Origin of the sequence: Streptomyces drozdowiczii, from assembly GCF_026167665.1 — a bacterium.
Classification (GTDB): Bacteria; Actinomycetota; Actinomycetes; order Streptomycetales; family Streptomycetaceae; genus Streptomyces; species Streptomyces drozdowiczii_A.
Genome location: NZ_CP098740.1, coordinates 3,386,031 through 3,410,310, shown reverse-complemented (window position 1 = coordinate 3,410,310; position 24,280 = coordinate 3,386,031). Strand labels below are relative to the sequence as shown.

Sequence of the window (24,280 nt, the reverse complement as noted above, 5' to 3'; positions counted from 1 at the left end):
TACGGGTGCGTTCCCGTACCGCCCTCGTCGTATGCCTCTGTACGCCGGTTGGTTGTGCGCCGGTCAGTTCGTGCCGATCTTCGCGAGCAGGTCGACGATGCGGGACTGCACCTCGTCGCTCGTGGAGCGCTCCGCGAGGAACAGCACGGTCTCGCCGGAGCCGAGGCGCGACAGCTCCGCCTCGTCGATGTCGGCCGAGGTGTACACGACCAGCGGCGTGCGGTTCAGCTGGCCGTTGGCGCGCAGCCAGTCCACGATCCCGGCCCGGCGGCGGCGTACCTGCATCAGGTCCATCACCACCAGATTCGGCCGCATCCGGGTCGCCAGCGCCACGGCCTCGCTGTCCGTCGCGGCGCAGGCGACCTGCATGCCCCGCCGTTCCAGCGTCTCCGTGAGCGCGGCCGCGATGTCCTGGTGCTCCTCGATCAGCAGGACGCGCGGCGGGTGCTGTTCGCTGTCGCGCGGTGCGAGCGCCTTCAGGAGTACGGCCGGGTCGGCACCGTACGCAGCCTCCCGCGACGCCTGTCCCAGGCCGGCGGTCACCAGTACGGGCACCTCGGCGGCGACCGCCGCCTGCCGAAGGGACTGGAGCGCCTTTCGGGTGATGGGCCCGGTCAGCGGGTCTACGAAGAGCGCGGCGGGGAACGCCGCGATCTGCGCGTCCACCTCCTCGCGCGAGTGCACGATCACCGGCCGGTAACCGCGGTCGCTCAGCGCCTGCTGCGTGGAGACGTCGGGCGCGGGCCAGACGAGCAGCCGGCGCGGGTTGTCCAGCGGCTCGGGAGGCAGCTCGTCGTCGACCGGCTGCGGGGACGGCCGGTTGGCGACCTCGACCGCGCCGCCGGGGCCGTCCAGCGGCTCCGGCCCCTCGGCCGCGCCCTCGTCGGGCGCCCCGATGGCGTACGCGCGCCCCTCGGCCGCGGGCGCGGAGAGCAGCTGCCCCGATCCCTGCCCGTGCACGGTGGGGGCGGGGGGCGTGGCGGCGGATGCCGAGGGCGCGGGCGGCGCGGGGGCGGGGGCCGGAGCCGGGGCGGGCGGTGCGGGGCGTGCGTCCTGGCCGGGCTCGGGCTCCGGCGGCGCGGCCAGCTTGCGGCGCCTGCCGACGCTGCTGCCGCCGCCCAGCGTCTGGTTCTGCTGGTGGGCGATGTGCTGGGCGAACGGCACGCCCTGCCCCAGCGTGCGCACGCTGAACGCGCGCCCCTGCGTCGAGTCGGACGCCCCCGGCATCGGCGCCTCGGCGGGCAGCGGCTGCCGCCGCGCGTCGGGCGCGGGGGCCAGCGTGCGGGGACGGGCCGGGGGCCGGCGGGGGTGGCCGTGCCGGTGGTGTGGGTCGTACGCCTGGTGCTCTGCGTCTCCGGCGCGGCGGCGGGTGCGGGGCGGCGGGGCCCTGCCCGGAGGAGTCGTCGTCGCCCCAGCCGCCGGGGTGCTGCTCCGGGGACGTCGGGGGCGCGAAGGGGGCGTCGGAGGGTGCGCCGGGGGCGCCGAGCCTGGGGTCGGCGACGGGGCCGTCGGGGGCGGGCGGCGCGGTTTCGGCGGGCGGTGCGGTCCGCACCGGCGGTGCGGCCTGGGCGGGCAGCGCGAACGGTGCGGGCTGCGCCTCCTGCGGGCCCGTGTCCCCGTGGCGGGCGCGGCGCCGACCGGTGGGAGCGGGCGGGGCCTGCGGCGGCACGGGGGCGTGCTCCGGCGCGCCGGCCGGGGAGTCGGAGGGGGTGGCGCCGGGGGCACCGGGGTCGGCGTCCGGCGCGCCCGGCAGCCCGGCCCCGGGCTGGTACGCGGCGGACCCGGCCGCGTCCGTACCCGCGCCGACGCTGTGTGAACCGGTCGGGTCCGTACCCGCGCCGACGCCGTGCGAACCGGCCGTGGCGGCCGTGTCCGTACCCGCGCCGAAGCCGTTCGAACCGGCCGTGTCCGTACCCGCGCCGAAGCCGTTCGAACCGGCCGTGTCCGTACCCGCGCCGAAGCCGTACGCATCGGGCGCGGCGCCCTTCCGCGTACCCACACCGACGTCGTACGAACCGGACGCGTGGCCCTCGTCCGTACCCGCGCCGACGTCAAACGAACCCGACTCGGCGGAACCCGGCACGCCACCCCCACCCGCGACCCCCGCACCCAGGGACGCGTCCGGACCCCCGGCAGCAGGAGCCGCCCGGTCCGCGTCGGCGGGCGGGAGGGCGAAGGGGACGCGCGGGCCGGCCTCGGCGGCGGCGGCCCGTTCCTGGGCGGCGGCCAGGGCGCGGCGGCGTCGCCCGGTCGGCTGCGGTGCCGGGACGGGCAGCTCCGCCGACGGGTCCCCCGGGGCGGGCGCCGGGCGGGCGGCGTCATCGAGGTTCGAGAAGGCGGCGGGTGCCGTGGACTCGACGGCGTTCACGACGGGGGGCAGGGCGAGGCGGCCCTCGTCACCCGCGTTCCCCCGGTGTCCGCCGGCCGCGACCGGCACCTGCGCCCCGGCCGGAACGCCCTGCGGGGGCACCGTCTGCCCGAGCTGCGGCCGCCCACCCTGCGCGCCCTCGGCGGCGGTCACCACGGACCCCTCCGACGGGGCGGCCGCGGGCAGCGCGAGGGCCTGCCCCGGGGCGCCCGTCTCGGCGGGGCTGGGCCGCCCGCGACGGCGTCCGGAGCCCTCGGTGACCTGCTGGGCGGGGATCAGCTCGTTCGGGGCTTCGGGCGCGGGGGCCGCACGGCGCGCACGCCGGCGCCCGGTCGGAGCGGCCGCGCCGGTGTCCCCGGAGGCCGCTTCCAGCTCGCCGCTGCCGTCGGAGCCGCCCATGGGGCTGTCCAGGAAGGCGTCGGTGGAGGAGCGCCGCGCACGGCGCCGGCCCCTGCCGGCCTCCGGTGCGTCAGTCGGCGCAGGGCCGGCATGATCGGGCTCCCCGAGGGGAACGGACTCGGGCGCCACCGGAGGCGCCGCCTCCACCTGCGGCACGGCGGGCGGCTCCGGGGGCGCCACGGTCCCCGCACCCGCGCCGATCGGCACCTCGAGCACGTACGCACTGCCGCTCATGCCCGGCATCTCGTGCGTCTGGAGCACTCCGCCGTGCGCGCGGACGATGCCGCTGACGATCGGCACATGCACCGGGTCTCCCCCGGCGAACGGTCCGCGCACCTCGATGCGTACGACGTCACCGCGCTGGGCGGCGGCGACCACGACGGTCGAGTCGACGTAACCGCCCCCGGGCACGACCCGCGCCTTGCCGGTCGAGTCGACACCGGCGACGTCCGCGACGAGGTGCGCGAGGGCGGTCACCAGGCGTCCGGCGTCGACCTCCGCCTCGATCGGCGGGGCGTGCACGGCGAACTGCGCGCGGCCGGGACCGATCAGCTCGACCGAGGCGTCGATACCGGCCGTGACGACGCCGTCGAGCAGCACACGCGTCTTGACCAGGGACTCGGCCCCGGCGTCGAGGCGCTGGTAGCCGAGCACGTTGTCGATGAGCGTCGTCATGCGCGCGTAGCCGGCGGCCAGGTGGTGCAGGATCTGGTTCGCCTCGGGCCACAGCTGGCCGGCCGGGTCGGCGGCGAGGGCGGAGAGTTCGCCGCGCAGTTCCTCCAGGGGGCCGCGCAGCGATTCGCCGAGCACGGCGGTCAGCTGGGTGTGCCGGGCGGTGAGGTCGGTCAGCCGCTCGGACTGCTCCTCCAGCTCGGAGGCGTAACGCTCGGTGCGATCGGCCAGCTCGGCGGCGTGCGCTTCCTCGAGAGCCGCAAGTTCGGCGGTGTGCCGCTCGGTGAGCTGGCTGACGGCCGCGGTGTGGCTCGCGGTCAGCTCGGCGATCTCGTCCTTGCGCCGCTTGTCCAGCTCCTCGTAGGGGCGGCGGTCGGTGAACGTCATCACGGCGCCGACGAGCTGGTCGCCGTCGCGGACGGGGGCGGTGGTCAGGTCGACCGGCACCTGTTCCCCGCTCTTGGACCACAGAACCTGCCCGCGCACCCGGTGTTTGCGTCCCGACTTCAGCGTGTCGGCGAGTGGGGACTCCTCGTACGGGAAGGGCTCGCCCTCCGCGCGCGAGTGCAGGATCAGCGGATGCAGCTCCTGGCCGCCGAGATCGCTGGCCCGGAAGCCGAGGATCTGCGCGGCGGCGGGGTTGACCAGGACGACCCGGCCGTCCGTGTCCGTACCGACGACGCCCTCGGCGGCGGCGCGCAGGATCATCTCGGTCTGGCGCTGCGAGCGGGCCAGCTCGGCCTCGGTGTCGACGGTGCCGGAGAGGTCGCGCACGACGAGCATCAGCAGCTCGTCACCGGTGTAGCTGCCGCCGTACGAGCCCTGGACGTCCTTGTAGGCCGCCTGCCCGTCCTCCAGGCTGGCGCTGGTCACCTCGACGGGGTACTCGTTGCCGTCGGTACGCCGCGCGATCATGCGCGTGGGCTTCGTACGGCCCCGCTCGTCCGCGGCCTCGGGCCGGCGCATCGACCCTGGGATCAGCTTGGAGTCGAACTCCGGCAGCAGATCGAGCAGCCCGCGGCCGACGAGCGCGGTGCCCGGCGACTCGAACATTTCGAGGGCGATGGTGTTGGCGTTGACGACCGTACCGTTGCAGTTGACGAGCAGAAGCCCGTCCGGAAGGGCATCGAGTATGGCTGCGAGGCGAGCAGCGCCTCGGGATGGCCTGCTGCTCACGACGACGCTTCCTCCCTGATTACTGCACCTTGCCGACAGCGGGCCCCATCTTGCCCCTCGGGCCTCAGGCTGTCACTGAAGGAGTCTAAAGGCAGGGGAGGGGCGTGGGGCTGCGGATGAGGGGGAGCTCTCACCAAGGTTTCGTGCGTACGTTGTACGGCTCCGAGTCGCATCGCGCACCGCGGCGACCCGCCGAGGGGTCCCCGGACCGGTCACCGGGGCCGGTCACCGCACGTTCGGCAGGACCGGCCGCAGACCGTTCCACCGGCCGATCTCGCAGCCGTTGGTCCGCCGGAACGACGCGTCGACCTGGCGGCCGTGCCAGGTGCCGGTGACGCGGGCGGTGGCTTCCCCGCCGTACTGCTGCGTACACATCGCGTCCCGGGGAACCGGCGCGAAGGGGTCCACCCCCTCCCCCTCCAGCTGGTCCAGCCGCTCGCACGCCTGCGCCGCGACCGGGTGGCTCCCTCCGGCCGGCCCGCACTCCAGCTCGTACCTGCCGTCCGCCTCCGGGTTCCCCGATCCCGAGACGACCACGGTGAGCCGCGTCCCCGCGCCGTCGTCCTGGAGGAGCGGCAGGGACAGTGGCAACGGGAGGGGCCCGGACGCGGCGGTGGCGGCGGGCGCGGCGGCGGACAGCGCGGCGAGGGACGCGACAGCGGTGAGAGCGAGACGGCGCATCATGCGGACTCCTGTGGCGGAAGAACCTGCGGGGGCGGCGCCCCCGCCCTGCCTAACGCGCCACACGCCCCGGCGTTGCGCACCGCAACCGCTTTGCCCTCGCGGCCGACCGCCTAGTACCGTAGGCCGCGATTGGTGGCGCAGCGTGCAGCTGTGTCATCATCTGCACGCACCACTCGCGCTCGCGCGGGCGTTGCGGATGGAGGCGTCGCCTAGTCCGGTCTATGGCGCCGCACTGCTAATGCGGTTTGGGGCTTACCCCCCATCGAGGGTTCAAATCCCTCCGCCTCCGCACCACCCCGAAGCCCCGGTCCCCAGGACCGGGGCTTCGTCCGTTCCCGGCATCTGCCCAGCTCAGGCCGGTGCGGCCAATGGATTTCGCGTCCCGGCGCAGTTCATGTAATGTTGTTCTCGCAACGCCGACGGGGCAGAAAAAACCCCGGAAGCACAAGCACTCGTAGCTTAACGGATAGAGCATCTGACTACGGATCAGAAGGTTGCAGGTTCGAATCCTGCCGAGTGCACAGCAGATGAGAGGCCCCGGAGAGATCCGGGGCCTTTCGCCTTTCGCGCTGCGTGGTCCGAAGCCGCCGAACTTCTCCTGCGCGGGGCCGCATTGGCCGAGGGCCTGGTGCGGCCCCCCGCCCAGGCCCTACGCACCCCTCACCGCTCCGCAGCGGCCACCCGGGTCGTTTCGGGCTGCTGGGTGGCCGTGACCGGGCGGCGGCGGGACGGCAGGCCGGCCGTCGGGTTGGCCACGCCCCAGGCGGCGCCCTTGCAGACCAGTTCCTTGTAGATCGCGGCGATGCGGCCCTTCAGTGCTGCCTTGACCGCGCGGTCGTCGGCGGTGACGTACTGGATGAGGCCGTCCTTGCGGCCCAGTGAGACGCACTGGTTGAAGTAGCGCAGCGGGGTGGACGGGATCTTGGTGCCGGTGAGGCGGGCCGCGAGGGCGTCGGCCGCCTGCCAGGCGGTGGGGACGCCCGAGGCGCAGGACATCCGCAGCGGCTTGCCGCCGGGGCCCGCGACGAGGGCCGCGTCGCCGATCGCGTACACATCGGGGTGCGAGACCGAGCGCATGGTCGCGTCGACCACGATCTGGCCGCTCGTAGAGGTCTTCAGGGCGGTGGCCGCCGTGAGCGGGTGGACCGCGAAGCCGGTCGTCCAGACGGTGACCGCCGCCTGGAACGAGGTGCCCTCGGCCGTGGTGACGTAACCACCGCCGACCTCCGCGACGGCGGCGTTCTCGTGGACGGTGATCCCGAGCCGGTCGAAGACCTTGCGGACGTGCGCGCGGCCGCTGGGGGAGAGCCAGTCGCCTAGGCCGCCGCGCGCGGCGAGGGCGATGTCGAGGTCCGGGCGGGCCTCCGCGAACTCGGTCGCCGCCTCCAGGCCGGTCAGGCCGCCGCCGACGATCAGGACGGACTGGCCGGGCGCGAGGGCGGCCAGCCGTGCGCGCAGCCGGAGCGCTCCGGGGCGGCTCGCGATCTCGTGGGCGTGCTCGGCGGTCCCGGGGACGCCCTGGGTGTTCCAGGCGCTGCCGAGGGCGTAGACGAGGGAGTCGTACGCCAGCTCCTCCGTGCCGTCCCCGCTCTCGACGGTGACCGCCTTGCGGTCGACGTCCACGGCGGTGACCCGGCCGACCTTCAGCTCCACGCCCGTCCCGGCGAACATCTCGCTGAAGGGGCGGGGCTTGAGGTCCTGGCCGGCCGCGAGCTGGTGCATGCGGACGCGCTCCACGAAGTCGGGCTCCGCGTTGACGAGGGTGACGGTGACATCCTCGCGGCGCAGCCGCTTGGCGACGCGGCCCGCCGCGATGGCTCCGGCGTATCCGGCTCCGAGGACGATGATGCGGTGCTGCTGCATGTGCCTGCTCCTGTCTCGCGCGGGTTCGCCCCTGCGGGGTGGTTTCTCGCCCCTTGAACCGGGTAGCCCACGCTTTCCTGACAGGAGAGTGATGTGACCTGCGTCACTCAGCACTCAGAAGGCCGTGAGCAGCGGCTTTCCGTGTTCCATGGCCGCCCATCGCCGGGTCGCGCGTTCCAGCTTGTCCGGGTTGACCTGGTTGCGGAACGAGGCGATTCCCTCCGGAGTGACTTCTACGCACATGACGCCGATGACCCGTTCGCCGACGACCGCCAGAACGGCGGTGGAGCCGTTCGCGTGGGTCATGTGCAGTTCGACGGAACCGCCGGTGACCGCGGTCTTCGCCTTGCCCGGCTTGAGCAGGCCGCGCATGAACGTCGCCACGGCCTTCGCACCCTCGAACGCCTTGGCGCGCGCGGGCACCTTCCCGCCGCCGTCCCCGATGGAGATCGCGTCGGAGGTCAGCAGCTCCACGAGCGGTTCGGTACGGCCTCCGGCGGCGGCGAGCAGGAACTCCTCGATGACCCGGCGGGCGGCGGCCTCGTCCACTTCGGTGCGCGTCCGGCCGTCGGCGATGTGCTTCTTCGCCCGGTGGTACACCTGCTGCACGGCGGATTCGCTCAGCTCCAGGATCTCCGCGATCTCCCGGTGCGGATAGCCGAACGCTTCGCGCAGCACGTACACGGCCCGCTCGCCCGGTGTCAGCCGCTCCATGAGCGTGAGCACGGCGTACGAGACCGACTCGCGCTGCTCCACCGTGTCGGCGGGGCCGAGCATGGGGTCCCCGGCGAGCAGCGGTTCGGGCAGCCAGGCGCCCACGTACGTCTCGCGGCGGGCGCGGGCTGAGGTGAGCTGGTTGAGGCAGAGGTTGGTGAGGACCTTCGTCAGCCACGCCTCGGGGACCTCGATCCGCCCGGTGTCGGCGGCCTGCCAGCGCAGATAGGTGTCCTGCACGGCGTCCTCGGCCTCGCTCGCCGAGCCCAGGAGGCGATAGGCGATGGCCTCCAGCCGGGGCCTGGCCGCTTCGAACCGGTCCACGTCCTGCACCGTCGTCATGCCCGGAATCGTAGCCCCGGGCCCGTTGTCAGTGCCCGCCCGTACGCTGCGGTCATGGACTGGCAGTGCACCGGCCTCCGTTGGCCCGAGGGCTCCGACGGCCCCGCGCTGGGCTGGCGCAAGGGGGCGCGGACGCGGGCGAGCGTCCTGGCGTACGGAACGGAGTTCGGCTTCCGGGCGTCCGGCGAGCGGCGCTGCTCCGGGGCCCGGGGCAACGCCTGCCCGCTGGGTGCCGTGGTGCCGGCGACGAGCACGGGCGGCCGCTGCCCTGAGTGCGGGCGGCTCGACCGGGCGCATTCGGTGGCCGCCGACACGGTCCCGGACGACCCGCGCACGTACCGGGTGTATCTCGCGTGGTTCGGGCCAGGCATGGTGAAGGTCGGGATCACCGCCGAGGAGCGGGGCGCGGCGCGGCTGCGGGAGCAGGGGGCGGTGGTCTTCAGCTGGCTGGGCCGGGGGCCGCTGATGGCGGCGCGCCGGGCGGAGGAGGTGCTGCGGGCGGCCCTCGGGGTCCCGGACCGCATTCCGTACGCCCGCAAGCGGGAGGTGCGGGCGGCCCTCCCGGACCCGGCGGAGCGGGCCGCCGAGGTCGCGGAGCTGTACGGCAGGGCGGCGGCCCTGGAGGGCGCCGGCCTGCCGGAGGCGCTGGAGCGGCTGCCGTTCGCGGCGGTGGACCATGCGGAGGTGTTCCGGCTGGGGGTGGCGGGGGCCGGTGCGGGCGCGATACCCCGGCCCGGGCCGGGCCACGCGCTACCTCGCTCCGGTTCCGTCCGCGCGGTGGCCGGTCTGGTGGACGGGGGCGCGGTGGCGGGGAGGCTCGTCGCGGCGGCCGGACCCGATCTCCACTTGGACGCGGGCGCGCAGGGCCTCGTCATCGTGGACACCCGGCTGATGACCGGCTGGACGCTGACGGCGGCCGGGCCGGGCGCGGCCGGGGTGAGCGTGCCGACCGTCGTGGTGGGGGGTGGGGCGGCGCAGGACGGGCTGTTCTGAGATGGTCGCCCGTATGGGTGACGATCACGACGACGTGGTGCGGTTCCGGCAGCGGCTCGGGCTGCCCGGGCTCATCGACGTACACACGCATTTCATGCCGGAGCGGGTGCTGCGCAAGGTGTGGGCGTACTTCGACTCGGCGGGCCCGCTGACCGGCCTGGAGTGGCCGATCGCCTACCGGCACGAGGAGGCGGAACGGCTCGCCGTGCTCCGCTCGTTCGGGGTGCTCCGCTTCACGTCGATGCTGTATCCGCACAAGCCGGGGATGGCGGCCTGGCTGAACGACTGGGCGGCCGGTTTCGCCGCCCGGACGCCGGACTGCCTGCACACCGCGACGTTCTTCCCGGAACCGGACGCCGGACGCTATGTGCGGGAGGCCGTCGAGGCGGGGGCCCGGGTCTTCAAGGCGCACCTCCAGGTCGGCGCGTACGACCCGAACGACCCCCTGCTCGACCCGGTGTGGGGGCTGCTCGCGGAGGCGGGCATCCCGGTCGTGACGCACTGCGGCTCGGGTCCGGCGCCCGGCGAGCACACCGGCCCCGGTCCCATCGGGCGCGTCCTCGCCCGCCATCCCCGGCTGCCGCTGATCGTGGCGCACATGGGGATGCCGGAGTACGCGGAGTTCCTGACGCTCGCGGAGACGTATCCGGAGGTCAGGCTCGACACGACGATGGCGTTCACGGACTTCGTCGAGGAGTTCAGCCCGTTCCCTCCGGCGGAGCACGGGCGCCTCGCGGACCTCGGCGACCGCGTCCTGCTGGGCACGGACTTCCCGAACATCCCGTACCCGTACGCCCACCAACTGCACGCCCTGGAGAGGCTCGGCCTGGGCGACGACTGGCTGCGGGCGGTCTGCCACGACAACGCGAAGGCGCTGTTCGGCGTCTGAGATCCCCGTCGCGGCTTTCTCAGGGAATTCACAGAAACGGAAAAGGACTCTCTCAGAGCCGCCCCGGAGGCTGGCGTCATGACGACGACGACCTCGCCCCAGGGGCGTACCGAACTGCTCAGGCCGGACCGCACCCCCGTGCGGGTGCTGGTCGTGGACGACGAGGCTTCGCTCACGGAGCTGCTGTCGATGGCGCTTCGCTACGAGGGCTGGGAGGTGCGCAGCGCGGGGGACGGTGCGGCCGCCGTGCGCACGGCCCGCGCGTTCCGGCCCGATGTGGTGATTCTCGACGTGATGCTGCCCGACATGGACGGGCTCGCCGTCCTCGGCAGGCTGCGGCGCGAACTGTCCGACGTGCCGGTGCTGTTCCTGACCGCGCGGGACTCCGTGGAGGACCGGATCGCCGGGCTCACGGCGGGCGGCGACGACTACGTCACCAAGCCGTTCAGCCTGGAGGAGGTCGTGGCCCGGCTGCGCGGCCTGATCCGGCGGTCGGGGACGGCGGCGGCGGCGCGCGGCGAGTCGCAGCTCGTCGTGGGCGACCTGATGCTGGACGAGGACAGCCACGAGGTGAGCCGGGGCGGGAAGAACATCCACCTGACGGCGACCGAGTTCGAGCTGCTGCGGTTCCTGATGCGCAATCCGCGCCGGGTGCTCAGCAAGGCGCAGATCCTGGACCGGGTCTGGAACTACGACTTCGGCGGCCAGGCCAACGTGGTCGAGCTGTACATCTCCTACCTGCGCAAGAAGATCGACGCGGGCCGTACGCCCATGATCCACACCCGGCGCGGGGCGGGATATCTGATCAAGCCCGGTGAGTAGCGGGGTGCGGCGGCCGTGGACCCTGCGCACCCGCCTCGTGGTCTCGGCGGTGGCGCTGATCGCCGTGGTCGCCGCCGTGATCGGTTCGGTGACCGCGATCGCCTTCCACAGCTACATGTACGGGAAACTCGACGACCAGCTGCGGGACATAGCGGTCCGGGCGCAGCGGGCCCCCGGTCTTCCCGCGCCCGGGGGCCGAAAACGTCCCCGGAGCGTGATCCGCTGGGTTTCATCGGCATGGGCGGCCAGCCGCTGGAGACCTTCGGCGCGCTGGTCGAGCGGGGGGAGATCACGGACTCGGCCGTCGTGAAGGACGGCGGGTTCGACGCGGGCGAGAACACCGAACCGCTGACCACCGCCCAGCGGGACGCGGTGACGGCGGCCGGTGTCACGGCGGACGACCGCGCGCACGACGTCGAGCTGCCCGGCCTGGGCGGCTACCGGGTGCGGGCCGTGCCCGCGGGCGACGGCGGCACGGTCCTCGTCGGCATCCCCACCAGCGAGGTGAGCCGGGCGCTGGGCACCCTGATCCTGGTGGAGGTCTGCGTGACCGGTGCGGGGCTCGTCGCGGCGGGGATCGCGGGCGCCGCGATGGTCGGTGTGGCGCTGCGGCCGTTGCGCCGGGTGGCGGCGACCGCGACCCGGGTCTCCGAACTCCCGCTGCACAGCGGCGAGGTAGCCCTCCTCGAACGGGTCCCGGACGCCGAGGCGGACCCGCGCACGGAGGTCGGCCAGGTCGGCGCGGCGCTCAACCGGATGCTGGGGCACGTCGGTTCGGCCCTGGACGCGCGGCAGCGAAGTGAGACACGGGTGCGCCAGTTCGTCGCGGACGCCAGCCACGAGCTGCGGACGCCGCTGGCCTCGATACGCGGCTACGCCGAACTCACCCGGCGCGGCCGGGAGGAGCCGGGCCCGGACACCCGGCACGCGCTCGGCCGCATCGAGTCCGAGGCGCAGCGGATGACGGGGATGGTCGAGGACCTGCTCCTCCTCGCCCGCCTGGACGCGGGCCGCCCGCTCTCGTACGAGAGCACCGATCTCTCGCCGCTCGTCGTGGACGCGGTGAGCGATGCCCGCGCGGCGGACCGGGCCGAGCCCGCCCGGCGGTGGCGCCTGGACCTGCCGGACGCCCCGGCGGCGGTCCGCGCCGACCCGACCCGCATCCACCAGGTCCTGGTCAACCTCCTGGCCAACGCCCGTACTCACACCCCGCCCGGCACCACGGTCACCGCGCGTGTCCTGGCCGGTCCCGGCGACCCCTGGGTCACCGTGGAGGTCCGGGACGACGGCCCCGGCATCCCTCCGGACCTCCTCCCCCACGTCTTCGAACGCTTCGCCCGGGGCGACGCCTCCCGCTCCCGCCACGCCGGCTCCACGGGCCTCGGCCTGGCGATCGTCCAGGCGGTGGTGGCGGCCCACGGCGGGACGGTGGAGGTGCGGTCGGTGCCGGGCGAGACGGTGTTCGCGGTGCGGCTGCCCGCGGAACGGGCGGAGACCGGAAAGCCGCGTGACACGGCCGGTCGGGCGCCTCGATCATGAGCGGATGGCGCGACTCCACGACATCGTCTTCGACTGTGCCCACCCGGCGTCCGCAGCCCGCTTCTGGGCCGCGGCACTGGACGGCTACGCCGTCGCGCCCTACGACGAGGCGGAGCTGGCGCGCCTGCGCTCCCTCGGAATCCACAGCGCCGAGGACGATCCCACGGTGCTCGTCGAGCCGGCGGGGGCGGGGCCCCGGCTGTGGTTCCAGCGCGTGCCGGAGGGCAAGCGCGTGAAGAACCGCGTGCACCTGGATCTCCGGGCGACGGACCCGGAGGCGGAGATACGGCGCCTGACCGCGCTCGGGGCGACCGTCAGGGACCGGCACGCGGACAACGTCGTGCTGGCGGATCCCGAGGGCAACGAGTTCTGCCTGTCCTGAGCCACGGCTCGCAGATGCCTGTCCGGCGCGGGCCGTCGGGGCGGTGGAGCGTGGCGACCGGCAGCCGCCCATAGTGGTCGCAGACCGGAGGGAGCGGCGCATGGCAAGGGTGACGGAACTGATCTGCTACCCCGTCAAGGGGTGCGCGGGTACGTCGGTGAGCGAGGCGGTCCTGACACCGGCGGGGCTCGCGCACGACCGCGGCTTCATGGTCGTCAGCGAGGACGGGGTCTTCCGCACGCAGCGCCGGCACCCCCGTCTCGCCCTGATCCGGCCCACTGTCAGCGCCGACGGGACCCGCCTGGCCCTCGGCACGGACGGGCACGGCACGGTGAGCCTCGATGTGACGACGTCCGCGCCGCGCCGTGACGTCGATCTGTTCGGCGACACGTTTCGGGGGATCGACCAGGGGGAAGAGGCCGCCGCCTGGCTCTCGGACGTGCTCGGCGCCCCCAGCCGTCTGGTCCGGGTGCCGCCGGAGCACGACCGGATCGCCGATGGTTTGATCCCCGGTCCGTCCGGATACGCCGACAGCAGCGCCGTGCACCTGCTCTCCGTCGCCTCCCTCGACCTCCTCAACCGGCGGATGGCGGAGCGGGGCGCCCCGCCCCTGCCGATGGACCGCTTCCGCCCGAACATCGTCGTCGACGGCGGCTGGGCGGCCGAACCGCACGCCGAGGACCGCGCACGCCGCGTCGTCGTCGGCGGCGCCGAGCTGGGTTACGCGAAGCTCGCGGTGCGCTGTGCCGTCACCCTGGTCGCGCAGGAGGCCGGAGCCCGGCGGGGCCCTGAGCCCTTGCGCACGCTCGCCGGCTATCGGAGGGCGGCGAGCGGGGGCGTCGTGTTCGGCGCGAAGTTCTCCGTGGTCGCGCCGGGGAAGCTGTCGGCCGGCGACGAGGTCGCCGTCACGGAGTGGGGCGAAGCCGAGCTCTGAGAGCGGGCGCCCGGGGTCACTCACATCTGGGCCACAGCCTCAGCACATGGCCGTGACAGCGGCGTTGGCGACTGTCGACGGCATGCGAACAGAGACTCCTTGGAGCACCCTGCCGGCCCGGGACCACCTCCTCGCCGGAGCGGGCGGTGCGGCGGGTGCGCCCGTCCTCGACGTGGTGGTACCCGTCTACAACGAGGAGAAGGACCTCGAACCGTGCGTGCTGCGGCTGCACGAGCACCTGGCCCGCACCTTCCCGTACGCCTTCCGGATCACCGTCGCCGACAACGCCAGCACCGACCGGACGCCCGAGGTGGCGGAGCGGCTGGCGCGGTCGCTGCCGGGGGTGCGGTCCTTCCGGCTGGAGGAGAAGGGGCGCGGGCGTGCGCTGCGTACCGTCTGGACCCACTCGGACGCGCCGGTGCTCGCGTACATGGACGTGGACCTGTCCACCGACCTCAACGCGCTGCTCCCGCTGGTGGCGCCGCTGATCTCCGGGCACTCCGACCTCGCCATCGGCTCGCGGCTGGCACGGAGTTCGCGGGTGGTGCGGGGGACGAAGCGTGAGTTCATCTCGCGGGCCTACAACATCATCCTGCGCTCCTCGCTCGCCGCCCGGTTCAGTGACGCGCAGTGCGGTTTCAAGGCGATCCGGCGGGAGGTCGCGCAGCGGCTGCTGCCGATGGTGGAGGACACCGGCTGGTTCTTCGACACCGAGATGCTGGTGCTCGCCGAGCGGGCCGGGCTGCGCATCCACGAGGTGCCCGTGGACTGGGTGGACGACCCCGACTCCACGGTCCACATCGTCCGGACCGCCACCGAGGACCTGAAGGGCGTGTGGCGGGTGGGGCGGGCGCTGGCCGTAGGCGCGCTGCCGCTGGACCGGCTGGCGCGGCCCTTCGGGGACGATCCGCGCGACCGGGCGATCGGCGGGGTGCCGGGCGGGCTGGCCCGTCAGCTCGTCGGGTTCTGCGTCGTGGGCGCCCTGTCCACGCTGTTCTACCTGGCGCTGTACTCCCTCTTCCGGCTCGGCGCGGGGCCCCAGCTCGCCAACGGGGCCGCGCTGCTGGTCTCGGCCGTCGCGAACACCGCCGCCAACCGGAGGCTCACCTTCGGGGTACGCGGCCGGGGCGGCGCGGTCCGTCACCAGGCGCAGGGCCTCGTGGTCTTCGCCATCGGGCTCGCCCTGACCAGCGGCTCGCTGGCGGCCCTGGGCGCGGCCTCCGGATCGCCCTCCCACAGCACCGAACTCGCGGTGCTCATCGCGGCGAACCTCGCGGCGACGGTGCTGCGCTTCCTGCTGTTCCGCGCGTGGGTCTTCCCGGACCGGGAGCGGGGAAACGCGGCGCCGGCTTCTGAGCCTGCTGCGACGTTCCCCGGCACCGACCCGGAAAACCCCGCACCGGCTCCCGCTCCGGCCGTGCCCTTCCCGGCCGCCGACCCCGCAAACCCCGTGCGCGAGCCCGCCGTTCCCGCGCCGCATGCCACCGAAACCACCCACGACCTGAGGAACGCCCGATGACCACGCTCGACCCCGCATACGCTCCGGCCGCCCGGCCGGACACGCCCCCGGGGCACGCACGGGCCGGTGCCTCCCTGCCCCGCCGCATCTGGCGGGGCCGGGCCGAGGACGCCCCCTGGGTACGCCCCGCCTTCCTGGCCCTCCTGCTCGCCATCATGCTGGCGTACCTCTGGAACCTCAGCGCCTCCGGCTACGCCAACTCCTTCTACTCCGCCGCCGTGCAGGCCGGCAGCCGCAGCTGGAAGGCGTTCTTCTTCGGCTCGCTCGACGCGGGCAACGCGATCACCGTGGACAAGCCGCCGGCCACCCTGTGGCCCATGGCCCTTTCGGTGCGGGTCTTCGGGCTCAGCTCCTGGGCGATCCTCGCGCCGCAGGTGGTGATGGCCGCCGCGACGGCCGGGGTGCTGTACGCGGCCGTGCGCCGCCGGTTCAGCGCCGCCGCCGGACTCCTCACCATGGCGGTGTTCGCGCTGACGCCGGTCGCTGCGCTGATGTTCCGCTTCAACAACCCTGACGCGCTGCTCGCGCTGCTGATGACGGTCACCGTCTACTGCGTACTGCGCGCGATGGAGAACGGCCGCACGAAGTGGCTGGTGTGGGCGGGCGTCGCGGTGGGAATCGCGTTCCTGTCGAAGACCCTCCAGGCGTTCCTGATCCTGCCGCCGCTGGCCGTGCTGTACGCGGTGTGCGCGCCGGTCCCCGTACGCAGGAGGTTCGGGCAGCTCGGTCTGTCCGCGCTCGCCATGGTCGTCGCGGGCGGCTGGTGGGTAGCGGCCGTCGAACTGTGGCCCGCCTCCTCACGCCCGTACATCGGCGGTTCGCAGAACAACTCGTTCCTCGAGCTGACCTTCGGCTACAACGGGCTCGGCCGGATCAACGGCGAGGAGACCGGCAGCGTCGGCGGCGGAGGCGGCCCGGGCGGCGGTCAGTGGGGCGAGACCGGCATCGGCCGGATGTTCAACTCCGAGGTGGGCGCCCAGATCTCGTGGCTGCTGCCCGCCGCCCTGATCCTGCTCGTCGCCGGACTCTGGCTGACCTGGCGAGCGAAGCGGACGGACACCGCGCGGGCCGCGTTCCTCGCGTGGGGCAGTTCGCTGCTGATGACGGCCGCCGTGTTCAGCTTCATGGCCGGGATCTTCCACCAGTACTACACGGTCGCCCTGGCCCCCTATCTGGCCGCGCTGATCGGCATGGGCGCCACGGTCCTGTGGGAGGAACGGGCCCGCTGGTGGGCGGGCGCCGCGCTCGCGGGGACCGTCGCGGTGACGGCGTACTGGGCGTACGTCCTCCTCGGCCGCACCCCGGACTACCAGCCGTGGCTGCGGACGGCCGTGCTCGTCACCGGCCTCGTGGCGGCTGTGGGCCTGGTGCTCGTGGCCCGGCTGGGCCGTCAACTGGCCCTCGTCGCGGTGGCCCTGGGCTTCGCCGCGTCGCTCGCCGGTCCGGCCGCGTACACCGTGAGCACGCTGAACACGGGCCACCAGGGCTCCATCGTCACGGCCGGCCCGTCCTCGGGCGGCATGGGCGGCGGGCCTGGCGGCCCCGGCGGCGGCCGGGGTGGCGGACCGGGCGGCGGCATGCCCCCGGGCCAGGGCGGCACCAACCAGCAGGGCACCGGCACGGGCCAACCCCCCACCGGCATGGGCCAACCCCCACCGGCACCGCGCCCAACCAAGGTCGGAGCCAGGGTCAACCCCCCACCCAGAACGGCCGACGCGGCACCCCGCCCACCATGGGCGAACGCGGAGCCGGTGGCATGGGCGGCCTCCTCAACGGCGCGTCCGTCGGCTCCGAGGCCAAGGCGCTCCTGGAGAAGAACGCCGAGGATTACACCTGGGCCGCCGCGGCCATCGGCTCGCAGAACGCCGCCAGTTACCAACTCGCCACCGAGAAGCCCGTCATGGCGATCGGCGGCTTCAACGGAAGCGACCCGTCCCCGACGCTCGCGCAGTTCGAGAAGTACGTCGAGGACGGTCGCATCCACTACTTCGTCTCGGGCGGCGGCATGGGCGGAGGCGGCGGCATGGGCGGCAGCGGCACCGCCTCGCAGATCTCCTCCTGGGTGGAGGAGAACTTCACGGAGGTGACGGCGGGCAGCGCCACCTTCTACGACCTCACCCAGCCGAAGACGGACAGCTGACGACCGGAGAAGTCAGCGCCGCAGCAACAGATCGGCCACGACAGGGCGGTGGTCCGAGGCAGTCGTCTCCTCGGCCACCGCCGCGCGGCGTACCCGAACGGTGTCCTTCGAAACGGCCACGTAGTCGATCCGCTGCACCGGATTCTGCGCCGGGTACGTCGGCCCGCCCGGCTCGACGTCGGTCAGCTCCTTCCACAGCGGCGCCAGCTCCGGCGCGGTCGGCGGGGCGTTGAAGTCGCCGAGCAGGATCTGCCGCACCGGCCGCCGCTCGTGCGCCTGGTCCTCCGCCATGATCCGCCGGGTGTCCGCGACCTGGGCGATCCGGACGGACGGGTCGCCCCGGTAGTCGAGATGTGTCGCGTACACATGGACGGGCAGCCCGCGCACCTTCAGCACCACCTCGCCGAAGCCGGGCGCGGGCGCCGGGACCGGGTTCGGGTCCTGCGTGGAGAGCCGGGTCAGATCGTGGTTCTCGGCGCTCACGATCCTGTACCGGGACAGCACGGCGACGCCGAACTCCCGCCGGGGACCGCCCTCCTCCACCGGGTCGAAACTGTAGATCGGCGCGAAGGAGACGTGCATCCGCAGCCGCCGGCCCAGCTCGGCCGCCAGGTCCCGCCACTGGCTGCGGTCGCCCCAGCGGACGTCCACCTCCTGGAGCCCGATGACATCCGCGTCCAGGGCGCGCAGCGCGGCGACCTGCCGGTCGAGATCAAAGACGTTGTCCATGCCGGCCCCGGCATGGATGTTGTACGTGGCGACGCGCAGCGGCACCGACTGCCCGGGCGCCCGCCCGTGCCCCGCCGCCGTCGCGGGAGGCGCGAGCGCGGCCCCCAACAACCCTGCGGCCACCAGGACTTCCACCGTACGACGACGCAGTGACATATCACTCCAGCTTCCGGGGCAGGTCGTATCCGATGCGGCGACCGGCACCGTACCCACGCGAAGACACTTGTACGCCCCAACCACCCCGATCCACGGCCGACCTGGCCGCGACAGCGGCATAGCATCGGGCGGGACCTGCCGGACCGTATGCCTCCGTTTCCGGGGTACGCGGTATGCCGAGACGAGGGAGTGCGCCATGGTGTCCGCGGCCGACCGCGTGAAGGACCCCGTCCGGTCCAGCGTGTGGCTGAAGACCCGGCAGCCCTCGCGCTCCCGCCGCACGGACCAGCCGGCCGGGCTCGACCGGGAACGGATCACCGCGGCCTCGGTCCGGCTGCTGGACGCCGAGGGCCTGGCGAAGTTCTCCATGCGCCGACTGGCCGCCGAGCTGAACGTGACGGCGATGTCCCTGTACTGGTACGTGGACACCAAGGACGACCTGCTGGAACTGGCCCTCGACGCGGTCTACAGCGAGATCGCGCCTCCGCCCGACGAGGCCCCCTGGCAGGACCGGCTGCGGGCGGTCGCGGCCGCGTACCGGGTGCTGCTCGTGCGGCACGTCTGGGTCTCACCGCTCGCGGGCCGCTTCCTCAACCTCGGCCCGCACGCGCTCCTGGTGACCGGCACCGTGCGGGACGTCATCCGGGCGACCGGGCTGCCGCCGGAGAGCCGGGGCGGGGCGCTGTCCGCGGTCTTCCAGTTCGTGTACGGATTCGGCACGGCCGAGGGCCGGTTCGCGCGGCGCAGCGCGGAGGCGGGGCTCAGCCAGGACGAGTACGTAAGGCAGGCGAGGGCGGCGATCCAGGAGCAGCCCCGGCTCGACGGCCTCGCGGACGACTCTCCGGGCCTGCCGGCGGCACGCGACGGGGCCACCGTGGAGGAGACTCGCGAGCGCGAATTCACCTTCGCGCTGGACCTGCTGATCGCGGGGATCGAGGCGATGCGGGAGCGCGCCCAGGGCGCGTAGGGCGCGTTTCGAGGGGCTGCCCGCCGGGTAGCGCCTCGCGGCCGGACACGCCTCAGTAACCCCGCCCCGTGTCCACCGTGAGCGCCGGGACCCGCCCCGCCGACAGCTCCCGCAGGCACGCCGCGAAGTCCGTGACGATGTCCTCGTCCGCGGTGATCCCCGCGGAGTGCGAGGTGACGACCGTACGCGGCAGCCGCCAGCACGCGTCCCCGGGCACCGCCGGCTCATCGGCCAGCACATCGAGCACCGCCCGCCCCACCGCCCCGGAGCGCAGCGCGCCTTCCAGCGCCCCCAGATCCACCGTCGCGCCGCGCCCCACGTTGAGGAAGGTCGCCCCACCCATCGCCGCGAACCGGTCCGCCCCGAAATAGCCGGTGGTCGCCCCGGTCAGCGGCAGCGCGGCGACCACCCAGCGGGCGGCCACCGGTTCGTCCGCCGGGACCACCGCGTCGAAGCCGGGCGGCACCGGGCGCGGGGTGCGGGCGGCGGCCACGGTCCGGATGCCGCAGGCTCCGAGCAGCGTGGCGACGGCGGAGCCGATGCGGCCGATGCCGTGCACCACGGCGGTCTGTCCGGCGACGAGTTCGGAGTCGATGCGGCGCCACTCGGCGCGGGCGTGCTGCGCGGCGAACTCCGGGACCGACTGGCACTCCGCGAGCACCCAGCCCAGCACGTACTGCGCGATCCGCTCGCCCATCCGCCCCACGGTCCGGGTCAGCGGCACGCCGTCCGGCCAGGTCCCGGAGCGCAGCAGGGCGTCCGTGCCCGCGTTGACGCTGTGGAACCAGACCAGGTCCGCCCCGCGCACCGCGTCTGGCAGCGAGGCACCCACGTACACGAAGGGGCCCTCGACGGGGCCGCGTTCGACGGGGCGACCGGTGGCCGCCGCGAGGCCGCGCACGGCGGCCTCGCCGACCTCGGGCCCGGCGACGATCCGGGCCCGGTCGAGCAGGGCAGGGGCGATCACGGGGCGAGGTGGGCCGGGAAGCCGCCGGTGGCGACGGGGCCCCAGCGCTCCGGGGTGATCCGGATGATCGACTTCCCCTGCTTCACCATCGCCGCCCGGTACTCGTCCCAGTCGGGGTGCTCGCCGGAGATGTTCCGGAAGTACTCGACGAGCGGCTCGACCGAGTCCGGCGCGTCGATGACCTCGGCGGACCCGTCGATCTGGACCCAGGGCCCGTTCCAGTCGTCGGAGAGCACGATCACGCTGACCCGTGCGTCGCGCTTGGCGTTACGGGTCTTGGCGCGCTCGGGGTACGTGGAGACGACGATCCGGCCCGCGTCGTCCACGCCACAGGTGAGCGGGGAGCCCTGCGGGCGGCCGTCGGCCCGGGTGGTCAGCAGGATCGCCCGGTGCCGGGGCCGTACGAAGTCCAGCAGGGCGTCGAGTTCCACGGCGGTGTTCGTTGCGATGTTGGGTGCCATGGAACCGACCCTACGGCGGCGGACCGTCAGACGGTGGGCAGGGAATCGCCCTGCACGGCCTGGATGTCCAGCTCGACGCGGAGCGTGGTGCCGATCGCCGCGATGCCCGCCTGGACGACCTGGTTGTAGTTCATGGCGAAGTCCTCGCGGCGCAGTTCGGCCGTCGCGTTGAACGCCGCGCGCACCCCGCCCCACGGGTCCGGGCCGGTGCCGAGGTAGCTCAGGTCGAGGTCGACGGGCCGCCGCACGCCGCGCATCGTCAGCTCGCCGTGCACGGTCCAGCGGTCGGGCCCGGCCGGGGTCAGTCCGCTGGAGCGGTAGGTGATCTCGGGGAACCGGTCGGTGTCCAGGAAGTCGGGGGAGCGCAGGTGCTTGTCCCGCATGCCGTTGCCGGTGTCGATGCTCGCCGCGTCGATGACCGCCTCGACCCGGGAGCCCTGGAGGTCCTCGGAGATCTCGATGCGCCCGCCGAACTCGGTGAACCGGCCGTGCACGCTGGAGATCCCCAGGTGCTGCGCGACCGCGCCCACCGAGGAGTGCGCCGGGTCCAGCGACCAGGCACCGGGCGGCGGCAGCTCCACGCCGCCCTGGCGGTTGAGCACCACCGTGCCCGCCTCGACCGTGCCGCTCGCCGTGACGAGGGCGGTGGAGGCGGCGGGGGCGTACCCGACCGCCGTCACGATCACCGTGTACGCGCCCGCGGACAGCGGGGTGTCGGCCCGTACCGCCCCGGACTCGTCGGCGGCGGCGCGCAGCACCTGGGTGCCGGTCATGTCGGTGACCGTCACGACCGCGTGCTGCACGGCCCAGCCGTCCCGCGTCCGTACCTGTGCGCGAAGTCCCATCCCGTTCTCTCTCCTTGCTCATGACCCGCCCGTCCACCGGACCGGGTCATTCAATGAGTCGGGCCCCGGGGCGGGGACGGCAGGCCGTCCCCTGCCTGCCGTCCCCGCCGCCGGGGCCCATTTCCACCGGCCGGTGCCGCGCATCCGCTCGAAAAACGCCGCCCCCGCCAGGGGTCTTGTACGGGCCCGGGATCCACCCCGGACCGCGTGGGTTACTCGCCCGGGTGGACGAGCTCGATGTCGTGGCCGTCGACCCCGTGACCGGCCACCGTCAGGGCACCGGCCACCGGCGGGTAGCCGGTCGCGATGACCGTGTACTCGCCCGCGTCCAGGTCGGCGAAGGCGTACGCCCCGTCCTCCCCGGTCGTCGAGTTGGCGATCACGTTGCCGGCCGCGTCGACCAGCGTGACCCGGGCGTCGGGCAGCGGGCGGCGGCTCGCACCGGCCCGCACGACGCCCTGGACCAGCGCACCGGCCTGGAGGGCGGCGTCGACCCGGGTGACCCCCTGGCCGCCGATCTCGACGGGCAGGGCCAGCGGGCGGAAGCCGGCCGCGTTGACCGCGACGGTCACCGCGCCGGGGACCAGCTCGCCGAAGGCGAAGTCGCCGGTCTCGGCGGACTTGCCGGTGGCCAGGACGTCGCCGCGCACATCGGTCACGATGACCATGGCGTCCGCGACCGGCGTGCCGGTCTCGGCGGCGCGCACGGTGCCGGCCAGGCCGCTCGTACCGGAGAGCAGGATGTCGTACGCCAGCGGCTCGTCGCCGACGACCACGGTGGATGCCTGCGGCTGGAAGCCGTCGGCGGACGCGATCAGGACGTACGAACCGGCGCCCGGAGCGGCCAGCGCGTAACTCCCGTCGGCCTGCGCGGCGGCGATGCCCAGCTGCCGGCCGCCGAGCGAGATCAGCGTGACGGCCGCCCGGGCCACGGGCGCGCCCTCGGCGCCCCGGACCACACCGCGCACGGGGGTGCCGTCCTCGGTGAAGTCCACGGGGGCCTCGGCGGGAGCCTCCACCGTGGCGACGGCGGTGACTCCGGCGGCGCCCTCGGCGACCAGCTCGGTGACGGTGTCGGCGGGGGCCTCGGCGGGCGCGTCGCCCTGCGCCGGGGCGTCGTTGCCGGCCCGGGTCTTGAGCGCGACCTCCTTGATGAACAGCGTGATCAGGAAGGCGAGCAGCGCGGCCGGAGCGGCGTACAGGAAGACGTCACCGACGCCGTGCCCGTAGGCGGCCTCCATGACCGTGCGGAACGGGGCGGGCAGCTTGTCCAGGTCGGGGATGCCCCCGCCGCCGGTGCCGCCGTGGCCCAGGGCCGCGCCCTGCGGGCCGAGGTCCGCGAGGCCGTCCTTCACGTAGTGGGTGACGCGGTTCGCCATGACGGCGCCCAGCGCCGAGACGCCGATCGCACCACCGAGGGAACGGAAGAAGGTGACGACGGAGCTGGCCGAACCGAGGTCCTTCGGGTCCACCTGGTTCTGCGTGGCGAGCACCAGGTTCTGCATCATCATGCCGATGCCGAGACCCATCAGGAACATGAAGACCGCGATGTGCCAGTACGTCGTGTCGTAGCGGATCGTGCCGAGCAGGCCGAGGCCCGCGGTCACCAGGAAGCCACCGGTGACGAGCCATGCCTTCCAGCGGCCGGTGCGGGTGATGACCTGGCCGGAGATCGTCGAGGAGAGGAACAGCCCGCCGATCATCGGGATCGTCATGACACCGGACATCGTCGGCGACTTGCCGCGCGCCAGCTGGAAGTACTGGCTGAAGAAGACGGTGCCGGCGAACATCGCGACACCGACGAACAGCGAGGCGAGCGAGGCGAGCGTGATGGTCCGGTTGCGGAAGAGCCGCAGCGGGATGATCGGCTCGCTGGCGCGGGACTCGGTGAAGACGAAGAGCAGCGCGAGGACCAGGGAGCCCGCGAGCATCACACCGGTCTGCCAGGACATCCAGTCGTACTTGTCGCCCGCGAACGTCACCCACAGGAGGAGCAGCGAGACGGCGGCGCTGATGAAGAAGGCGCCGGTCCAGTCGACCTTGACCTCGCGCTTCACGACCGGGAGCTTCAGGGTCTTCTGGAGCACGATCAGGGCGATGACCGCGAACGGCACACCCACGTAGAAGCACCAGCGCCAGCCCATCCAGCTGGTGTCGGTGATGACGCCGCCGAGCAGCGGGCCGCCGACGGTGGCGACGGCGAAGACCGCGCCGATGTAGCCGCTGTAACGGCCGCGCTCGCGCGGGGCGATCATGGCGGCCATGACGATCTGGGCGAGGGCGGAGAGGCCGCCGACGCCGATGCCCTGCACCACACGGCAGGCGATCAGCATGCCCGAGCTGGTCGAGAGACCGGCGACGACCGATCCGGCGACGTAGATGACCAGGGCTATCTGGACCAGCAGCTTCTTGCTGAACAGGTCGGAGAGCTTGCCCCACAGGGGGGTGGTCGCGGTCATCGCCAGCAGCGAGGCGGTGACGACCCAGGTGTAGGCGCTCTGTCCGCCGCCCAGGTCCGAGATGATCTCCGGAAGGGCGTTGGAGACGACGGTGGACGACAGTATCGCGACGAACATGCCGAGCAGCAGCCCGGCAAGTGCCTCCATGATCTGCCGGTGTGTCATCGGCGTGCCGTCGGAGGCGTCGTGGCCTCCGTGCTTGGCGTGGCCGCCCCGCACACCGGTTGGTGTGGTCGTAGCCATGTAAGTCCTTGTCTTTG

The 24,280-nt window shown here is 73.7% G+C and carries 15 protein-coding genes, 2 tRNA genes and 3 pseudogenes; 11 read left to right on the top strand and 9 right to left on the bottom strand.

Translation table 11 applies throughout. The features are described 5' to 3' along the window. Positions 1 to 63: 63 nt before the first annotated feature. Positions 64 to 4,615: pseudogene (locus NEH16_RS33910) on the bottom strand (PAS domain-containing protein). A gap of 225 nt (positions 4,616 to 4,840) precedes the next feature. Then, positions 4,841 to 5,299, bottom strand: a complete 459-nt coding sequence (locus NEH16_RS15455; protein WP_073966725.1) for an SSI family serine proteinase inhibitor — start codon at positions 5,297 to 5,299, stop codon at positions 4,841 to 4,843. Between the two features lie 198 nt (positions 5,300 to 5,497). Here NEH16_RS15455 and NEH16_RS15450 point away from each other — a divergent pair. Both NEH16_RS15450 and NEH16_RS15445 read left to right on the top strand, forming a co-directional pair. Beyond that, a tRNA-Ser gene (locus tag NEH16_RS15450) sits at positions 5,498 to 5,588 on the top strand. Between the two features lie 159 nt (positions 5,589 to 5,747). Then, positions 5,748 to 5,820 (top strand) — tRNA-Arg (locus NEH16_RS15445). Between the two features lie 139 nt (positions 5,821 to 5,959). Here NEH16_RS15445 and NEH16_RS15440 read toward each other — a convergent pair. Both NEH16_RS15440 and sigJ read right to left on the bottom strand, forming a co-directional pair. After that, positions 5,960 to 7,162: an NAD(P)/FAD-dependent oxidoreductase gene (locus tag NEH16_RS15440; protein ID WP_265542941.1), complete on the bottom strand. Its 1,203-nt coding sequence runs from the start codon at positions 7,160 to 7,162 to the stop codon at positions 5,960 to 5,962. A 114-nt stretch (positions 7,163 to 7,276) separates the two neighbouring features. Further along, on the bottom strand, positions 7,277 to 8,218 hold the full coding sequence (gene sigJ / locus NEH16_RS15435; RefSeq protein WP_265542940.1) for an RNA polymerase sigma factor SigJ: 942 nt from the start codon (positions 8,216 to 8,218) through the stop codon (positions 7,277 to 7,279). A 54-nt stretch (positions 8,219 to 8,272) separates the two neighbouring features. Here sigJ and NEH16_RS15430 point away from each other — a divergent pair, with 54 nt between their 5' ends. The 8 genes and pseudogenes from NEH16_RS15430 (at position 8,273) to NEH16_RS15395 (ending at position 17,436) form a co-directional block, all read left to right on the top strand. Then, a complete protein-coding gene (locus tag NEH16_RS15430) occupies positions 8,273 to 9,211 on the top strand; it encodes a DUF2797 domain-containing protein (protein ID WP_265542939.1) in 939 nt (312 codons plus the stop codon). Positions 9,212 to 9,224: 13 nt separating this feature from the next. Further along, positions 9,225 to 10,100, top strand: a complete 876-nt coding sequence (locus NEH16_RS15425) for an amidohydrolase family protein (RefSeq protein ID WP_265542938.1) — start codon at positions 9,225 to 9,227, stop codon at positions 10,098 to 10,100. Positions 10,101 to 10,178: 78 nt separating this feature from the next. Next, entirely contained in the window at positions 10,179 to 10,922 is a 744-nt protein-coding gene (locus NEH16_RS15420; protein WP_265542937.1) for a response regulator transcription factor, read from the top strand. A gap of 4 nt (positions 10,923 to 10,926) precedes the next feature. Then, a pseudogene (locus NEH16_RS15415) lies at positions 10,927 to 12,461 on the top strand (sensor histidine kinase). A 4-nt stretch (positions 12,462 to 12,465) separates the two neighbouring features. Further along, a complete protein-coding gene (locus NEH16_RS15410) occupies positions 12,466 to 12,843 on the top strand; it encodes a VOC family protein (protein ID WP_073966732.1) in 378 nt (125 codons plus the stop codon). A 100-nt stretch (positions 12,844 to 12,943) separates the two neighbouring features. Further along, positions 12,944 to 13,777 (top strand): MOSC domain-containing protein, encoded by an 834-nt coding sequence (locus NEH16_RS15405; RefSeq protein WP_073966733.1) that lies wholly within the window; start codon positions 12,944 to 12,946, stop codon positions 13,775 to 13,777. An 82-nt stretch (positions 13,778 to 13,859) separates the two neighbouring features. Further along, a complete protein-coding gene (locus NEH16_RS15400; protein ID WP_265542935.1) occupies positions 13,860 to 15,296 on the top strand; it encodes a bifunctional glycosyltransferase family 2/GtrA family protein in 1,437 nt (478 codons plus the stop codon). Continuing rightward, positions 15,293 to 17,436 (top strand): annotated as a pseudogene (locus tag NEH16_RS15395) (glycosyltransferase family 39 protein). Before NEH16_RS15400 ends, NEH16_RS15395 begins: the two are co-directional and overlap by 4 nt. Positions 17,437 to 17,448: 12 nt before the next feature. On the opposite strand, the gene NEH16_RS15390 reads toward NEH16_RS15395, so the two are convergent. Next, positions 17,449 to 18,321: an endonuclease/exonuclease/phosphatase family protein gene (locus NEH16_RS15390; protein ID WP_265542933.1), complete on the bottom strand. Its 873-nt coding sequence runs from the start codon at positions 18,319 to 18,321 to the stop codon at positions 17,449 to 17,451. Positions 18,322 to 18,517: 196 nt separating this feature from the next. Here NEH16_RS15390 and NEH16_RS15385 point away from each other — a divergent pair, with 196 nt between their 5' ends. Further along, a complete protein-coding gene (locus NEH16_RS15385; protein ID WP_265542931.1) occupies positions 18,518 to 19,288 on the top strand; it encodes a TetR/AcrR family transcriptional regulator in 771 nt (256 codons plus the stop codon). A 52-nt stretch (positions 19,289 to 19,340) separates the two neighbouring features. On the opposite strand, the gene NEH16_RS15380 is transcribed toward NEH16_RS15385, so the two are convergent. The 4 genes from NEH16_RS15380 to NEH16_RS15365 all read right to left on the bottom strand — a co-directional run bounded on the left by NEH16_RS15380 (position 19,341) and on the right by NEH16_RS15365 (position 24,263). Next, positions 19,341 to 20,255, bottom strand: coding sequence for an NAD(P)-dependent oxidoreductase (locus tag NEH16_RS15380; RefSeq protein WP_265542929.1), 915 nt, complete (start codon positions 20,253 to 20,255; stop codon positions 19,341 to 19,343). Then, positions 20,252 to 20,716: a PPOX class F420-dependent oxidoreductase gene (locus NEH16_RS15375; protein WP_026171349.1), complete on the bottom strand. Its 465-nt coding sequence runs from the start codon at positions 20,714 to 20,716 to the stop codon at positions 20,252 to 20,254. The genes NEH16_RS15380 and NEH16_RS15375 overlap by 4 nt, the downstream gene beginning before the upstream one ends. 26 nt (positions 20,717 to 20,742) lie before the next feature. Continuing rightward, positions 20,743 to 21,561: a YceI family protein gene (locus tag NEH16_RS15370; protein ID WP_265542927.1), complete on the bottom strand. Its 819-nt coding sequence runs from the start codon at positions 21,559 to 21,561 to the stop codon at positions 20,743 to 20,745. A 212-nt stretch (positions 21,562 to 21,773) separates the two neighbouring features. Then, positions 21,774 to 24,263 (bottom strand): MFS transporter, encoded by a 2,490-nt coding sequence (locus tag NEH16_RS15365; RefSeq protein WP_265542925.1) that lies wholly within the window; start codon positions 24,261 to 24,263, stop codon positions 21,774 to 21,776. Between the last annotated feature and the right edge of the window lie 17 nt (positions 24,264 to 24,280).

What these genes read in the sequence shown, in the direction of transcription:
- NEH16_RS15455 (WP_073966725.1), bottom strand. Translation starts at nt 5,299, where the DNA reads ATGATGCGCCGTCTCGCTCTCACCGCTGTCGCGTCCCTCGCCGCGCTG.
- NEH16_RS15440 (WP_265542941.1), bottom strand. Translation starts at nt 7,162, where the DNA reads ATGCAGCAGCACCGCATCATCGTCCTCGGAGCCGGATACGCCGGAGCC.
- sigJ (WP_265542940.1), bottom strand. Translation starts at nt 8,218, where the DNA reads ATGACGACGGTGCAGGACGTGGACCGGTTCGAAGCGGCCAGGCCCCGG.
- NEH16_RS15430 (WP_265542939.1), top strand. Translation starts at nt 8,273, where the DNA reads ATGGACTGGCAGTGCACCGGCCTCCGTTGGCCCGAGGGCTCCGACGGC.
- NEH16_RS15425 (WP_265542938.1), top strand. Translation starts at nt 9,225, where the DNA reads ATGGGTGACGATCACGACGACGTGGTGCGGTTCCGGCAGCGGCTCGGG.
- NEH16_RS15420 (WP_265542937.1), top strand. Translation starts at nt 10,179, where the DNA reads ATGACGACGACGACCTCGCCCCAGGGGCGTACCGAACTGCTCAGGCCG.
- NEH16_RS15410 (WP_073966732.1), top strand. Translation starts at nt 12,466, where the DNA reads ATGGCGCGACTCCACGACATCGTCTTCGACTGTGCCCACCCGGCGTCC.
- NEH16_RS15405 (WP_073966733.1), top strand. Translation starts at nt 12,944, where the DNA reads ATGGCAAGGGTGACGGAACTGATCTGCTACCCCGTCAAGGGGTGCGCG.
- NEH16_RS15400 (WP_265542935.1), top strand. Translation starts at nt 13,860, where the DNA reads ATGCGAACAGAGACTCCTTGGAGCACCCTGCCGGCCCGGGACCACCTC.
- NEH16_RS15390 (WP_265542933.1), bottom strand. Translation starts at nt 18,321, where the DNA reads ATGTCACTGCGTCGTCGTACGGTGGAAGTCCTGGTGGCCGCAGGGTTG.
- NEH16_RS15385 (WP_265542931.1), top strand. Translation starts at nt 18,518, where the DNA reads ATGGTGTCCGCGGCCGACCGCGTGAAGGACCCCGTCCGGTCCAGCGTG.
- NEH16_RS15375 (WP_026171349.1), bottom strand. Translation starts at nt 20,716, where the DNA reads ATGGCACCCAACATCGCAACGAACACCGCCGTGGAACTCGACGCCCTG.
- NEH16_RS15370 (WP_265542927.1), bottom strand. Translation starts at nt 21,561, where the DNA reads ATGGGACTTCGCGCACAGGTACGGACGCGGGACGGCTGGGCCGTGCAG.
- NEH16_RS15365 (WP_265542925.1), bottom strand. Translation starts at nt 24,263, where the DNA reads ATGGCTACGACCACACCAACCGGTGTGCGGGGCGGCCACGCCAAGCAC.